The organism is Streptomyces sp. NPDC001770 (assembly GCF_053596135.1).
On the sequence record NZ_JBSFFN010000002.1, the window covers coordinates 26,449 to 40,989 of the forward strand.

12 protein-coding genes and 1 pseudogene are annotated in these 14,541 nt (G+C 70.9%); 12 read left to right on the top strand and 1 reads right to left on the bottom strand.

Annotation, left to right across the window (positions count from 1 at the left end):
• Positions 1 to 2: 2 nt before the first annotated feature.
• The 8 genes and pseudogenes from murG to ACWCSV_RS02525 all read left to right on the top strand — a co-directional run bounded on the left by murG (position 3) and on the right by ACWCSV_RS02525 (position 7,326).
• Positions 3 to 1,097, top strand: a complete 1,095-nt coding sequence (murG, locus tag ACWCSV_RS02490; protein WP_451138003.1) for an undecaprenyldiphospho-muramoylpentapeptide beta-N-acetylglucosaminyltransferase — start codon at positions 3 to 5, stop codon at positions 1,095 to 1,097.
• A 49-nt stretch (positions 1,098 to 1,146) separates the two neighbouring features.
• Entirely contained in the window at positions 1,147 to 1,941 is a 795-nt protein-coding gene (locus tag ACWCSV_RS02495) for a cell division protein FtsQ/DivIB (protein WP_451138004.1), read from the top strand.
• 275 nt (positions 1,942 to 2,216) lie between these two features.
• A complete protein-coding gene (ftsZ, locus tag ACWCSV_RS02500) occupies positions 2,217 to 3,428 on the top strand; it encodes a cell division protein FtsZ (RefSeq protein WP_451138005.1) in 1,212 nt (403 codons plus the stop codon).
• A 68-nt stretch (positions 3,429 to 3,496) separates the two neighbouring features.
• Positions 3,497 to 4,213, top strand: a pseudogene (gene pgeF / locus ACWCSV_RS02505) (peptidoglycan editing factor PgeF); the annotation flags it as partial.
• 77 nt (positions 4,214 to 4,290) lie between these two features.
• Entirely contained in the window at positions 4,291 to 5,013 is a 723-nt protein-coding gene (locus tag ACWCSV_RS02510; protein WP_451138006.1) for a YggS family pyridoxal phosphate-dependent enzyme, read from the top strand.
• A gap of 126 nt (positions 5,014 to 5,139) precedes the next feature.
• A complete protein-coding gene (locus ACWCSV_RS02515) occupies positions 5,140 to 5,757 on the top strand; it encodes a cell division protein SepF (protein ID WP_327175244.1) in 618 nt (205 codons plus the stop codon).
• Between the two features lie 71 nt (positions 5,758 to 5,828).
• On the top strand, positions 5,829 to 6,125 hold the full coding sequence (locus ACWCSV_RS02520; protein ID WP_327175243.1) for a YggT family protein: 297 nt from the start codon (positions 5,829 to 5,831) through the stop codon (positions 6,123 to 6,125).
• Between the two features lie 49 nt (positions 6,126 to 6,174).
• Positions 6,175 to 7,326, top strand: coding sequence for a DivIVA domain-containing protein (locus ACWCSV_RS02525; protein WP_327175242.1), 1,152 nt, complete (start codon positions 6,175 to 6,177; stop codon positions 7,324 to 7,326).
• Positions 7,327 to 7,595: 269 nt separating this feature from the next.
• Here the strand turns inward: ACWCSV_RS02525 and ileS are convergent, their stop codons facing one another.
• Entirely contained in the window at positions 7,596 to 10,739 is a 3,144-nt protein-coding gene (gene ileS, locus ACWCSV_RS02530) for an isoleucine--tRNA ligase (protein WP_451138007.1), read from the bottom strand.
• 559 nt (positions 10,740 to 11,298) lie between these two features.
• Between ileS and ACWCSV_RS02535 the strand changes: the two genes are divergently transcribed.
• From ACWCSV_RS02535 to ACWCSV_RS02550, 4 genes are all read left to right on the top strand, one after another.
• Positions 11,299 to 12,144, top strand: a complete 846-nt coding sequence (locus ACWCSV_RS02535) for a TraR/DksA family transcriptional regulator (protein WP_451138008.1) — start codon at positions 11,299 to 11,301, stop codon at positions 12,142 to 12,144.
• A 117-nt stretch (positions 12,145 to 12,261) separates the two neighbouring features.
• Positions 12,262 to 12,915, top strand: coding sequence for a signal peptidase II (lspA, locus tag ACWCSV_RS02540; RefSeq protein ID WP_451138009.1), 654 nt, complete (start codon positions 12,262 to 12,264; stop codon positions 12,913 to 12,915).
• 92 nt (positions 12,916 to 13,007) lie between these two features.
• A complete protein-coding gene (locus tag ACWCSV_RS02545; RefSeq protein WP_266703356.1) occupies positions 13,008 to 13,949 on the top strand; it encodes an RluA family pseudouridine synthase in 942 nt (313 codons plus the stop codon).
• A complete protein-coding gene (locus ACWCSV_RS02550) occupies positions 13,946 to 14,440 on the top strand; it encodes a GNAT family N-acetyltransferase (protein WP_451138010.1) in 495 nt (164 codons plus the stop codon). Before ACWCSV_RS02545 ends, ACWCSV_RS02550 begins: the two co-directional genes overlap by 4 nt.
• The last annotated feature ends 101 nt before the right edge of the window (positions 14,441 to 14,541 follow it).

Genomic DNA, 14,541 nt, shown 5'->3' on the forward strand with positions numbered 1-14,541 from the left:
CGGTGCATGTCGTACTCGCCGGCGGGGGGACCGCCGGCCACATCGAGCCCGCGCTTGCCCTCGCAGACGCCCTGCGCAGGCAGGACCCGACCGTGGGCATCACCGCCCTCGGCACGGAACGCGGCCTGGAGACCAGGCTCGTACCCGAGCGGGGGTACGACCTGGCGCTCATCCCGGCCGTACCGCTGCCCCGTAAGCCCACACCGGAGCTGATCACCGTCCCGGGCCGGCTGCGCGGCACCATCAAGGCCGCCGAGCAGATCCTGGAGCGCACCAAGGCCGACTGCGTGGTCGGCTTCGGCGGTTACGTCGCGCTGCCCGGCTACCTCGCCGCCAAGCGCGCCGGAGTACCGATCGTCGTCCACGAGGCCAACGCGCGTCCCGGCCTGGCCAACAAGATCGGCTCCCGGTACGCCCACGGCGTCGCCGTCTCCACCCCCGACAGCAAGCTGCGCGGCGCCCGCTACATCGGCATCCCGCTGCGCCGCACCATCGCCACCCTGGACCGGGCCCGGGTCCGCCCGGAGGCGCGCGCCGCCTTCCAGCTCGACCCGAACCTGCCCACGCTGCTGGTCTCCGGCGGTTCGCAGGGCGCCCGCCACCTCAACGAGGTGGTCCAGCGGGTCGCGCCGCTGCTCCAGCGCTCAGGCATCCAGATCCTGCACGTCGTCGGCCCGAAGAACGAATTGCCGCGTATCGACAACATGCCCGGTATGCCGCCCTACATCCCGGTACCGTACGTGGACCGGATGGACCTCGCGTACGCGGCGGCCGACATGATGCTCTGCCGCGCGGGCGCGATGACCGTGGCCGAACTCTCCGCCGTCGGGCTGCCCGCCGCGTACGTCCCGCTGCCGATCGGCAACGGCGAACAGCGGCTCAACGCTCAGCCGGTGGTCAACGCCGGCGGCGGCCTGCTGGTCGACGACGCGGCCCTCACCCCCGAGTGGGTACAGGCCAACGTCCTTCCGGTGCTGTCCGATCCGCACCGACTGTACGAAATGTCGCGTGCTGCCGCCGAGTTCGGCCGCCGCGACGCCGACGACCTGCTCGTCGGCATGGTGTACGAGGCGATTGCCGCACGCCGCCAGGCGTGAGGCGGGGCGGGCCCGGGGCGTGCGCCCCGGGCCCGGCGAAGGAGCGAGCGTGGCCGGACCGACGACCGCCCAGCGCGGTTCAGGGCAGCAGGCGGACACTCCGGCGCGCGCGCCGCACGCCGGACCTGGAAGAGGCGGGTCCGCCCGCCGCCGGAACCTGGTCCTCGGCGCGGCCGGGGCCGCCCTGCTCGCCGGTGGCCTGGCATGGGCGCTCTGGGGCTCCTCCTGGCTCCGGCTGGAGCAGGTCGGGGTCGGCGGGACCGAGGTCCTCTCCCCGGCGGAGGTGGAAGCGGCGGCGGCGGCTCCGGTCGGCTCGCCGCTGATCGGTGTGGACACCGATGCCCTGGAGCGGCGGTTGCGGCAGAAGCTCCCCCGTATCGACACCGTGAACGTCACGCGTTCCTGGCCGCACGGAATCGAAATCGAGGTGACCGAGCGAAAGCCGGTCCTCCTGGTGAAAAAGGGCGCAAAGTTCACCGAAGTGGACTCCGGGGGTGTGCGGTTCGCAATCGTGGGCAAAGCACCCAAGGGTGTTCCGTTGCTGGAATTGAAACCCGATCGCTCCGCCAGTCTGCGCCGTTTCGGCGGTGACCGTCTGTTGCGGGAGGCGGTCGGCGTCGCCGGCGACCTCCCCGCCGCCGTCGCCCGGGACACCGAGGTCGTGCGGGTGACCTCGTACGATGCGATCTCGCTGGAGCTGACGGGGGGGCGGGAAGTGGTCTGGGGCAGTGGTGAACAGGGCGCGGTGAAGGCGAAAGTCCTCACCGCCCTGATGAAAGCGGCACCCAAAGCAGGACACTTCGACGTGAGTGCGCCCACCGCTCCTGCGGCTTTGGACAGTTGACGAGTATTTGGCCTGACCAGCACCCTGGTTGGTCATCGCTACGGGTGATCACATAGGGTGAAAAGAAAAACGGGAGGTTCGGCGTGTTCGTTGAACGTGCGCCACTTGTCGACTTAGTGTCCTGTTCGGAAGAGTCCAAGAAGCAGACACACTGGTAACCCTAAACTTCAGCGTTAGGGTTTGGGTCGGCGTTCGGACCGTCCCCATCGACATCCGTCGTCGCGGCGGGCCACCGCAGAGCGACGACACGTAAATCGAGGCGAGAGGCCTTCGACGTGGCAGCACCGCAGAACTACCTCGCAGTCATCAAGGTCATCGGTGTCGGCGGCGGTGGTGTCAATGCCATCAACCGAATGATCGAGGTCGGTCTCAAAGGCGTCGAGTTCATCGCGATCAACACGGACGCGCAAGCCCTGTTGATGAGCGACGCCGACGTCAAGCTCGACGTCGGCCGTGAACTCACCCGGGGACTCGGCGCCGGGGCCAACCCGGCAGTCGGTCGCAAGGCGGCAGAGGACCACCGTGAAGAGATCGAGGAGGTCCTCAAGGGGGCCGACATGGTCTTCGTCACCGCAGGAGAGGGCGGCGGCACCGGCACCGGCGGCGCACCCGTCGTCGCCAACATCGCCCGCTCGCTGGGTGCCCTGACGATCGGTGTGGTCACCCGCCCGTTCACCTTCGAGGGCCGCCGGCGCGCGAATCAGGCGGAGGACGGCATCGCCGAGCTCCGCGAAGAGGTCGACACCCTCATCGTCATTCCCAACGACCGGCTGCTGTCCATCTCGGACCGCCAGGTGAGCGTGCTCGACGCGTTCAAGTCGGCCGACCAGGTACTGCTCTCGGGTGTCCAGGGCATCACCGACCTCATCACCACCCCCGGGCTCATCAACCTCGACTTCGCCGACGTCAAGTCGGTCATGTCCGAGGCGGGTTCGGCGCTCATGGGCATCGGTTCGGCCCGCGGCGACGACCGCGCGGTGGCGGCGGCCGAGATGGCGATCTCCTCGCCGCTCCTGGAGGCGTCCATCGACGGCGCCCGCGGCGTGCTGCTCTCCATCTCCGGCGGCAGCGACCTCGGTCTCTTCGAGATCAACGAGGCCGCCCAGCTGGTGAGCGAGGCGGCGCACCCGGAGGCGAACATCATCTTCGGCGCGGTCATCGACGACGCGCTCGGCGACGAGGTGCGGGTCACCGTGATCGCCGCGGGCTTCGACGGCGGCCAGCCGCCGGCCCGTCGCGAGAACGTGATCGGCGCCGGCGCCTCCAAGCGCGAGGAGCCCGCCCCGCCGGCCCGGCCCGAGCCGGTCCGCCACTCGGCCGGACTGGGTTCCGTCCCGCCGCGTGAGGAAGCCCCGGCCCCGGTCGAGGCCGTGCCGGCCGCGAACGACATCTCGCTGCCGCCGGTCTCCCCGCCGCACGTGCCCCCGGCCCGTCCCTACCAGGACACCCAGGCCGAAGAGCTGGACGTACCGGACTTCCTGAAGTGATAGACCGGCACGACGTGGTCCCCGCGCACCTCGCGGGGACCACTAAGACAGCAGGACCCGCAGCGGACATGTCCGGCGGCGCCGGCGCTCACTTCGCCTTCACCGACCGGTGGGGCGGAGTGAGCGCCGCCCCGTACGCGTCCCTGAACCTCGGCGGCGCGGTCGGAGACGACCCCGCCGCCGTGGTCGCGAACAGGGCGCGCGCGGCCGGATCCCTCGGACTCGACCCGGAGCGGGTCGTGTGGATGAACCAGGTGCACGGCCGCGAGGTCGCCGTGGTCGACGGGCCATGGGGCCCCGACCGCGAGATCCCCGCGGTGGACGCGCTGGTGACCGCCCGTCGGGCGCTGCCGCTCGCGGTGCTCACCGCCGACTGCGTCCCGGTCCTGATGGCCGACCCGGTCGCCGGGGTCGTCGCGGCGGCACACGCCGGCCGCCCCGGTCTCGTCGCCGGAGTCGTCCCCGCCGCCGTGGAGGCGATGCTCGCCCTCGGCGCCGAAGCCTCCCGGATCGTCGCCCGTACCGGACCGGCGGTCTGCGGCGGATGCTACGAAGTCCCCGCCGCGATGCGGGACGAGGTCGCCGCGGCCGTCCCCGCCGCCCGGGCCGAGACCCGGTGGGGCACACCGGCGGTCGACGTCGTCGCCGGAGTCCACTCCCAGCTCGACGCCCTCGGCGTGCGTGACGTACGGCGTTCGCCGTTCTGCACGCGGGAGTCGGACGACCACTTCTCGTACCGGCGCGACCGCACCACCGGAAGGCTCGCCGGATACGTCTGGCTGGACGAGCACCTCGATGGGGGAAACCAGGGCAGTCGAGGCAACCAGGGCGGCCAGGGCGATCAGGACGACGAGGACACGGCATGACGGACCGCAGCACGGAACTCGCCGACAACCTGGCGCGCGTGGAGGAACGTATCGTCTCCGCCTGCGCCGCGGCCGGCCGGTCGCGGGACGAGGTCACCCTCATCGTGGTCACCAAGACCTACCCCGCGAGCGACGTGCGGATCCTGCACGGACTCGGTGTGCGGCAGGTGGCCGAGAACCGCGACCAGGACGCCGCCCCCAAGGCCGCGGACTGCTCCGATCTGTCGCTCACTTGGCACTTTGTCGGTCAGCTTCAGACCAACAAGGTTCGTTCGGTGACGCGTTATGCCGATGTGGTGCAGTCGATCGACCGCATCAAGCTCGTCTCCGCACTCTCCACGGCTGCGGCCGGAGAGCGGGAGGCCGAACTCGGCTGTCTGATCCAGGTCGCCCTCGACGCCGGGAGCGGCGAGCGCGGCGACCGGGGCGGAGTCGCGCCCGACGGTGTGGAGGCGCTGGCCGACGCGGTGGCGGCGGCACCCGGGCTCCGGCTCGACGGCCTGATGACGGTCGCGCCGCTCGCCGGTCCCTACGCGGGACGGCAACGAGCCGCTTTCGAGCGGCTGATGGAAATCTCATCCCGGCTGCGCGCGGACCATCCGGCTGCGAACATGGTCTCCGCGGGGATGAGTTCGGATCTTGAGGACGCCGTGGCGGCCGGAGCGACACATGTGCGCGTCGGTACTGCGGTACTCGGAGTCCGACCCCGGCTCGGGTAACGTCGCGAAGCAGGTCGGACCACAGCAGAAAATATGGTCATTCCCGCTCATTACGGGGCAGACCACCGTGGATCGCTGGCACTTGGTGACGATTGCCGATCCACCACAGAGCGGAGGACTCGGAGCATGGCCGGCGCGATGCGCAAGATGGCGGTCTACCTCGGCCTCGTGGAGGACGATGGGTACGACGGTCCGGGGTTCGACCCCGACGATGAATTCGAACCCGAGCCGGAGCCCGAGCGGGACCGGCGCAGGCATCAGCCCGCGCATCAGGTGGAGCGGGAGCGCGAACGGGACGAACCGGTACGAGTGGTGCAACCCCCCGCGCCGCGCGAGCCAGTTCAGCTCCCCGCGGACAGCGTGCGACCCGCCCGGATCGCACCCGTGGCATCCATCACACCTGAGCGCCCCAACCTGGAGAAGAACGCACCCGTGATCATGCCCAAGGTCGTCTCCGAGCGGGAGCCGTACCGCATCACCACGCTGCACCCCCGGACCTACAACGAGGCCCGTACCATCGGGGAACACTTCCGCGAGGGCACTCCGGTGATCATGAACCTCACGGAGATGGACGACACGGATGCAAAGCGACTTGTCGACTTTGCCGCGGGACTCGTCTTCGGACTTCATGGCAGCATTGAGCGCGTGACGCAGAAGGTGTTCCTGTTGTCGCCTGCTAACGTCGATGTCACGGCGGAGGACAAGGCCCGCATTGCAGAGGGCGGGTTCTTCAACCAGAGCTGAGAACGCGACACGGGAACAACCCGGCCGAGAGGCCGGAGCTTACGAGAGCCAGGGGAGAGGGAAGCGCGGTCATGGGCGTCGCACTCGATGTGGTCTACATCGCGCTGATGTGTTTCCTCATCGTGCTGATCTTCCGGCTGGTCATGGACTACGTCTTCCAGTTCGCGCGTTCATGGCAGCCGGGCAAGCCGATGGTGGTCGTTCTTGAGGCCACCTACACTGTCACCGATCCACCGCTCAAGCTCCTGCGGCGGTTGATTCCGCCGCTGCGTCTCGGGGGCGTGGCACTCGACCTGTCCTTCTTCGTTCTGATGATCATCGTCTACATCCTGCTCACCCTCTTGGGCAACATTGCGAGCAGCGTGTGAACGATACGGTCTTGCCGACTGCCGACGACTACGTAGAGGTGAAGAAGAGATGCCGCTGACCCCCGAGGACGTGCGGAACAAGCAGTTCACGACCGTCCGCCTCCGAGAAGGCTATGACGAGGACGAGGTCGATGCCTTCCTCGACGAGGTCGAATCCGAGCTGACGCGACTGCTCCGCGAGAACGAGGACCTGCGCGCCAAGCTGGCCGCCGCGACGCGTGCCGCCGCGCAGAACCAGCAGCAGCAGGCCATGCGCAAGCCCCCGGAGCAGCAGCAGGAGAGGCCCGGGGCTCCCGTGCCCGCCGCCATATCGGGTCCGCCGGTCCAGCAGCAGCCCCCGCAGATGGGTCCGCCGCAGCTGCCCGCCGGTCCCAGTGGCCATGGCCCCCAGCAGGGTCAGCACGGTCCCGGTCCGCAGGGTCAGCACGGCCCCGGCCCGATGCAGGGCGGCCCGATGGGCGGTCCCATGGGCGGCACGATGGGTGGCCCCATGGGTCACGCCCCGCAGCAGATGCAGCAGCAGATGCAGCCCATGCAGCAGATGCAGCAGCCGATGCAGCAGATGCAGCAGCCCGGTCAGGGCCCCGGTGGCGACAGCGCCGCCCGTGTCCTGTCGCTGGCGCAGCAGACCGCCGACCAGGCGATCGCGGAGGCCCGTTCCGAGGCCAACAAGATCGTCGGCGAGGCGCGCAGCCGCGCCGAGGGCCTGGAGCGCGACGCGCGGGCGAAGGCCGACGCGCTGGAGCGGGACGCGCAGGAGAAGCACCGCGTGGCGATGGGCTCGCTGGAGTCGGCCCGCGCGACGCTGGAGCGCAAGGTCGAGGACCTGCGCGGCTTCGAGCGCGAGTACCGCACCCGCCTGAAGTCGTACCTGGAGAGCCAGCTGCGTCAGCTGGAGACCCAGGCGGACGACTCGCTGGCCCCGCCGCGTACCCCGGCCGCCGCATCGCTGCCGCCGTCGCCCTCGCTGGCTCCGGCCGGTGCCGGTGCGATGGGCCACGGCATGGGCTCCGGCAACCACGGCGGCCCGTCCATGGGCGGCAACCCGTCCATGGGTCCCGGACCGTCGTTCGGCGGGCAGCAGCAGATGTCGCCCGCGATGACGCAGCCGATGGCACCGGTACGGCCGCAGGCGCCGCAGCCGATGCAGCAGGCTCCGTCGCCGATGCGCGGCTTCCTCATCGACGAGGACGACAACTGACCGGCTCGCGCTCGCTGAGCGCGTAGCCGTCGGCAGGCTGAGGGCCGGGCCCCGGGGATCTCCCCGGGGCCCGGCCCTTTTTCGCGTACCGGTGGCGGGGCGGTTTCCGGCCGGTGTTCCGGAAACGGCTGCAATGCGCCCGGAGTCGTGTAAATCAACTCGGATACGTGCGAATCACCCTGTAGTGGGACAGGAGTTACCGGAGTTCCCGGGGGAACGCCGAAGGCCCGGCGGGGAGATCCGCCGGGCCTTCGGAGGGGTCGTGCCAATCAGTGCTTGCGGAGGCGGAAGCTCAGCCCCAGGCCCTCGTCCTCGAACGGGGTGCCGTACGAGTCGTCCGCGTCGCCCCGGGCGTAGTCCAGGGCGAGCACCTCGTCCGCGATCAGCGGGGCGTGCTCGGTGAGCGCCTCCACCGTGGCGGCCGCGTCGGAGTTCCAGCGCACCGCGATCCTGTCCGCCACGTCCAGGCCGCTGTTCTTGCGGGCCTCCTGGATCAGCCGGATCGCGTCACGGGCGAGGCCCGCGCGGCGCAGCTCCGGGGTGATCTCCAGGTCCAGGGCGACCGTGGCGCCCGAGTCGGACGCCACCGACCAGCCCTCGCGCGGGGTCTCCGTGATGATGACCTCGTCCGGCGTCAGTGACACCGTCTCGCCGTCCACCTCGACCGACGCGGTGCCCTCGCGCAGCGCCTGCGACAGCGCGGCGGCGTCGGCGTTCGCGACGGCCTTGGCGACCGCCTGCACGCCCTTGCCGAAACGCTTGCCCAGTGCACGGAAGTTGGCCTTCGCCGTGGTGTCCACCAGCGAGCCGCCCACCTCGGAGAGGGAGGCCAGCGAGGAGACGTTCAGCTCCTCGGTGATCTGCTCGTGCAGTTCGGCGGAGAGCGTCTCGAAGCCGGCCGCCGCGACCAGCGCGCGGGAGAGCGGCTGACGGGTCTTCACGCCCGACTCGGCGCGGGTGGCCCGGCCGAGCTCCACCAGCCGACGCACCAGCGCCATCCGGGTGGAGAGCTCGGGGTCGACCGCCGAGGCGTCGGCCACCGGCCACGAGGAGAGGTGCACCGACTCGGGGGCGTCCGGTGTCACCGGGACCACCAGGTCCTGCCAGACCCGCTCGGTGATGAACGGGGTCAGCGGGGCCATCAGACGGGTCACCGTCTCGACGACCTCGTGCAGTGTGCGCAGCGCGGCCTTGTCGCCCTGCCAGAAGCGGCGGCGCGAGCGGCGGACGTACCAGTTGGACAGGTCGTCGACGAACGAGGAGAGCAGCTTGCCCGCCCGCTGGGTGTCGAAGCCGTCCAGCGCGGTGGTCACCTGGCCCACCAGGGCGTTGAGTTCACTCAGCAGCCAGCGGTCCAGGACCGTGCGGTCCGCCGGTGCCGGGTCGGCCGCAGAGGGGGCCCACCCTGACGTACGGGCGTACAGCGCCTGGAAGGCGACCGTGTTCCAGTACGTCAGGAGGGTCTTGCGGACGACCTCCTGGATCGTGCCGTGGCCGACGCGCCGGGCCGCCCAGGGCGAACCGCCCGCGGCCATGAACCAGCGCACCGCGTCGGCGCCGTGCTGGTCCATCAACGGGATCGGGTCGAGGGTGTTGCCCAGGTGCTTGGACATCTTCCGGCCGTCCTCGGCGAGGATGTGGCCGAGGCAGACGACGTTCTCGTAGGAGGACTGGTCGAAGACGAGGGTGCCGACCGCCATCAGCGTGTAGAACCAGCCACGCGTCTGGTCGATGGCCTCCGAGATGAACTGCGCCGGGTAGCGGCTCTCGAAGACTTCCTTGTTCTTGTACGGGTAGCCCCACTGCGCGAACGGCATCGAACCCGAGTCGTACCAGGCGTCGATGACCTCGGGGACGCGGTACGCCTCCAGCCGGCAGTTCGCCTCGGTGCAGGTGAACGTGATCGCGTCGACGAACGGCCGGTGCGGGTCGAGGCCCGACTGGTCGCTGCCGGTCAGCTCGGACAGCTCGGCGCGCGAACCGACGCAGGTCAGGTGGCCGTCCTCGCAGCGCCAGATCGGCAGCGGGGTGCCCCAGTAGCGGTTGCGGGAGAGCGCCCAGTCGACGTTGTTGTGCAGCCAGTCGCCGAAGCGGCCGTTCTTCACCGAGTCCGGGAACCAGTTGGTCTTCTCGTTCTCGGCGAGGAGACGGTCCTTGACGGCGGTGGTGCGGATGTACCAGGACGGCTGCGCGTAGTAGAGCAGCGCGGTGTGGCAGCGCCAGCAGTGCGGGTAGCTGTGCTCGTACGGGACGTGGCGGAAGAGCTTGCCGCGGGCGGCCAGGTCCTCGGTGAGGGTCTCGTCGGCCTTCTTGAAGAAGACCCCGCCGACCAGCGGCAGGTCCTCCTCGAACGTGCCGTCCGGGCGCACCGGGTTGACCACCGGCAGACCGTACGCCTTGCAGACCAGGAGGTCGTCGGCGCCGAACGCGGGGGACTGGTGGACCAGACCCGTACCGTCCTCGGTGGTGACGTACTCGGCGTTGACGACGAAGTGCGCCTCGGCCGGGAACTCGATCAGGTCGAAGGGGCGCTCGTAGGTCCAGCGCTCCATCTCCCGGCCGGTGAAGGACTGGCCGGTGAGCTCCCAGCCCTCGCCGAGCGCCTTCCCGACCAGCGGACGCGCCACGACGAGACGCTCCTCGCCGTTCGTCGCCACGACGTACTCGACCTCGGGGTGGGCGGCGACGGCGGTGTTGGAGACCAGCGTCCACGGGGTGGTCGTCCAGACCAGCAGCGCCGCCTGGCCGGCCAGCGGGCCGGAGGTCAGCGGGAAGCGGACGAAGACCGACGGGTCGACGACCGTCTCGTACCCCTGCGCCAGCTCGTGGTCGGAGAGGCCGGTGCCGCAGCGCGGGCACCACGGGGCGACGCGGTGCGACTGGACCAGCAGGTCCTTGTCGAAGATCTTCTTCAGCGACCACCAGACGGAGTCGACGTACTCCGGGTCCATGGTCCGGTACGCGTCGTCCATGTCGACCCAGTACCCCATGCGGGTCGTCAGGTCGGAGAAGGCGTCGGTGTGGCGGGTCACGGACTCACGGCACTTGGCGTTGAACTCGGCGATGCCGTACGCCTCGATGTCCTTCTTGCCGCTGAAGCCCAGCTCCTTCTCGACCGCGAGCTCGACCGGCAGGCCGTGGCAGTCCCAGCCGGCCTTCCGGCCGACGTGGTAGCCCTGCATCGTGCGGAAGCGCGGAAAGACGTCCTTGAAGACGCGGGCTTCGATGTGGTGGGCGCCGGGCATGCCGTTGGCGGTCGGCGGGCCCTCGTAGAAGACCCACTCGGGGCGGCCCTCGGACTGTTCGAGGCTCTTGGCGAAGACCTTGCCCTCGCGCCAGAAATCGAGCACGGAGTGCTCCAGCGCGGGCAGGTCGACCTGAGCGGGGACCGGGCGGTACTGCGGCGATGTCATGTTCGGGTTTCCTCCGGCGGACGTCTTCCCACTTCCGTCGGAGGGACGAGAGCACTGGGCTCCCGCGGTACCACCCTCCTTGGCCCGGGCGCATGCCCGTGGCCCCCTCATTGGGGTGCGATGCCGGGTCTACTTGCCTGCCTGCGGCGTTCTTCCGACGGCTCCGGGGTGATCTTCACGACGCGCTCGCCCCCGGGCTTCCACCGACCCCGGGTCGCTCTCGGCTGCGTACGACGCTACTCGTCCCATCCATGCCTCTCGCTGCGCCCAGTGTACGGGGCCGGGGGCGAGGAGTCCGACCGGTTTTGCGTCCGCACCCCCGGGACGCGGACCGGCCCGGCGCTGACCCGAATGGCGTGTCGGGCGCCCGCGGAGGGCGCGGCTTGGCCGCGCGGCGGAATACCCGGCGGGGAGCTGGGCACAACGGATGCAGGCGGGCCGTCGGCGGGTGCGGGGAGGGGTGGCAGGGCGGCGTGCCCCGTTGCCGCGGGTCATGGGTCGATTTATCGTCCCAGCACGATCCGCGAGCAGGATCACCCTAGGTGAAGGGGCCGCGCCCATGGTGGCGAAGAAGACCGTCGAACGGACGACCGCGTCAGCGACTTCCGAGGACGCGGCGGACGACTGGACGGGCGAGGGGAGCGGCGCGGAAGCCGGGAGCGGCCACGGCGCGACGGAGGCGAAGGCGGCCGCCGAGAAGGCTGCGGCGGCGAAGGCGGCGGCCGGAAAGGCTGCGGCCGGAAAGGCTGCGGCCGGGAAGAAGCCGGCGAAGAAGGCCGCCGCCAAGAAGGCCGTCGCGAAGAAGACCGCGGCCGGGAAGACCCCCGCGAAGAAGAGCGCGGCCCGCACGAGCACGGCGAGGAAGGCCGTACCAGCGGCCACGGAGGCGGCCGACGCCGCCCGGCAGACAGGAGAGCAGACGGTGGCAGCCAAGAAGACCGCGGCCAGGGCGGCGTCCGGCGGACCGAGCGCGACCGCGGTGCCCCCGGCACGCGTGGCGACCGCACCCGGGGAACTGGCCGTCCGGCCGGGGGAGGACCCCTGGACGCCGGAGGAGGTCGCCGAGGCGCGGGCCGAACTCACCGGCGAGGCCACCCGGCTCCGAACCGAGCTGGAGGCCTCCGGTGCGGCCCTCGCGGGACTGATGCGCGACTCCGGCGACGGGGCCGGCGACGACGAGGCCGACACCGGTACGAAGAACATCACCCGCGAGCACGAGCTGTCGCTCGCCGCCCACGCCCAGGAGACGCTGGAGCAGACCGAGCGCGCACTGGCCCGCATGGACGCCGGGACCTACGGCCTCTGCGAGGTCTGCGGCAAGCCCATCGGCAAGGCCCGCATGCAGGCGTTCCCCCGCGCCACCCTCTGCGTGGAGGACAAGCAGAAGCAGGAGAGACGCGGCTGACCCTCCGGGGCGCTCCGTGTCGTACCCTCGTCCTCAATCGGCACCAAGGCCGTGTCTGGCCGCCCCCGCCGGGCGGCCGGGCGTGCGGTACCGGACACGACCAGGTTGAGGATTCACGTGGCAGAGGCGGAGCGCACCATCGAAACGCCGGACATCCCCGACGCCGGAGGGGCCGGGGAGACCGGACCCCTCACGCCCGCCGAGGGCACCGCGCCCGCCGAAGGCACCGCGGCGGCCGAGGACACCGGGGCGCCGGAGGGCGGCGCCACCGCCGTCACGGGCAAGGGCAGGCGACGGCTCGTCGCGCTCTTCACCGTGGCCGTCGTGGCGTACCTCCTCGACCTGATCAGCAAGACGCTCGTCGTCGCGAAGCTGGAGCACCACGACCCCGTCGAGATCTTCGGCGACTGGCTGAAGCTGGAGGCGGTCCGCAACCCCGGCGCCGCCTTCTCCATGGGAGAGGCGTTCACGGTGGTCTTCACCGTCATCGCCGCGGCTGTGATCGTCGTCATCATCCGGCTCGCCCGCAAGCTCCGCAGCCTGCCCTGGGCGATCGCCCTCGGCCTGCTGCTCGGAGGGGCGCTCGGCAACCTCACCGACCGCCTCTTCCGCGCGCCTGGCGTCTTCAAGGGCGCGGTGGTGGACTTCATCTCACCGGCGCACTTCGCGGTCTTCAACCTGGCCGACTCCGCGATCGTCTGCGGAGGCATCCTCATCGTGATCCTCTCCTTCCGGGGGCTGGACCCGGACGGCACCGTCCACAAGGACTGAACCCTCCCCCCGGCGCGGTCCACCGGAGCGGGGAGACGGCCGGGGAAGATCGCCGGTCACAGCACCGGTGGCCGCAAGGCATACTCGACCAGGTGAGTACGCACCCCGAGATCCGAACCCTGCCCGTGCCCGACGGCCTGGAGGGCGAGCGCGTCGACGCCGCCATCTCCCGGATGTTCGGGTTCTCCCGCACCAAGGCCGCCGAGCTGGCCGCCGCCGGAAAGGTGCAGGTGGACGGTTCGGTGGCCGGGAAGTCCGACCGGGTCCAGGGCGGTGCCTGGATGGAGGTCGAGATGCCGCAGGCGGCTCCCCCGGTCCAGATCGTCGCCGAGCCCGTCGAGGGCATGGAGATCGTGCACGACGACGACGACATCGTCGTCATCGTGAAGCCGGTCGGCGTCGCCGCCCACCCCAGCCCCGGCTGGACCGGCACCACCGTCATCGGCGGCCTCGCCGCGGCCGGGTACCGCATCTCCACCTCGGGGGCGGCCGAGCGCCAGGGCATCGTGCACCGGCTCGACGTGGGCACCTCCGGGCTGATGGTGGTGGCCAAGTCGGAGCGCGCGTACACCCTGCTGAAGGCGCAGTTCCGCGACCGCGTCGTGGAGAAGAAGTACCACGCGCTGGTGCAGGGCCACCCGGACCCGATGAGCGGCACCATCGACGCCCCCATCGGCCGCCACCCGAACCACGACTACAAGTGGGCCGTGATCCAGGAGGGCAAGCCCTCCGTGACGCACTACGACCTCATCGAGGCGTACCGTGCCGCGAGCCTGCTCGACATCAAGCTGGAGACGGGCCGTACGCACCAGATCCGCGTGCACATGTCCGCCCACCGCCACCCCTGCGTCGGCGACCTCACCTACGGCGCGGACCCCACCATGGCCAAGCGCCTCGGCCTGACCCGGCAGTGGCTGCACGCCGTCCGGCTCGGCTTCGAACACCCCTCGGACGGCAGCTGGGTCGAGTTCGCCAGCTCCTACCCGGCCGACCTGCAGAAGGCCCTCGACACGATCGCCGCGGAGAGCGAATGACCACCGGCACCACCCCGTACACCGCCCGGCGGACGCGCGACGAGGCGGACCGCGCGGCCTGCTTCCAGGTCCGCAAGGAGGTCTTCGTCGGCGAGCAGGGGGTGCCCGAAGACCTGGAGTACGACGCGTACGACCGGCCCGAAGCCACCACGGTGCACGTCATAGCGGTCACCGAGGACGGCACGGCGCTCGGCACCGGCCGGCTGCTGCACGGCGAGGCGGCGGCCGGGAAGACCGGCGGCGACCTCACCGTCGGCTCGCTGGGCCGGCTCGCCGTCGCCAGGCAGGCCCGCGGCCTCGGCGTCGGGGCCGCACTGGTCCGTGCCGTCGAGGACGAGGCACGGGCGCTCGGCCTGGCCGCCGTCGACCTGCACGCCCAGACCCACGCCCTCGGGTTCTACGAGCGCCTCGGCTACCAGGTGTACGGCCCCGAGTTCCTGGACGCCGGGATAGCGCACCGCGCCATGCGCCGCACGCTCGCGGAGCGGTAGCCCCCGTTCGCCCGGTGCCCCGCAGGGGTGTCACCGCACCTCGCCGACCCGGCGTGACAGGGTGGAGCTCCCGCCCGGCCAGGTGCCGGGCGGGAGCTCCT

Coding starts and splice junctions, on each gene's coding strand:
- ACWCSV_RS02510 (WP_451138006.1), top strand. CDS start 4,291: ATGACGGACCGCAGCACGGAACTCGCCGACAACCTGGCGCGCGTGGAG.
- ACWCSV_RS02515 (WP_327175244.1), top strand. CDS start 5,140: ATGGCCGGCGCGATGCGCAAGATGGCGGTCTACCTCGGCCTCGTGGAG.
- ACWCSV_RS02520 (WP_327175243.1), top strand. CDS start 5,829: ATGGGCGTCGCACTCGATGTGGTCTACATCGCGCTGATGTGTTTCCTC.
- ACWCSV_RS02525 (WP_327175242.1), top strand. CDS start 6,175: ATGCCGCTGACCCCCGAGGACGTGCGGAACAAGCAGTTCACGACCGTC.
- ileS (WP_451138007.1), bottom strand. CDS start 10,739: ATGACATCGCCGCAGTACCGCCCGGTCCCCGCTCAGGTCGACCTGCCC.
- ACWCSV_RS02535 (WP_451138008.1), top strand. CDS start 11,299: ATGGTGGCGAAGAAGACCGTCGAACGGACGACCGCGTCAGCGACTTCC.
- ACWCSV_RS02550 (WP_451138010.1), top strand. CDS start 13,946: ATGACCACCGGCACCACCCCGTACACCGCCCGGCGGACGCGCGACGAG.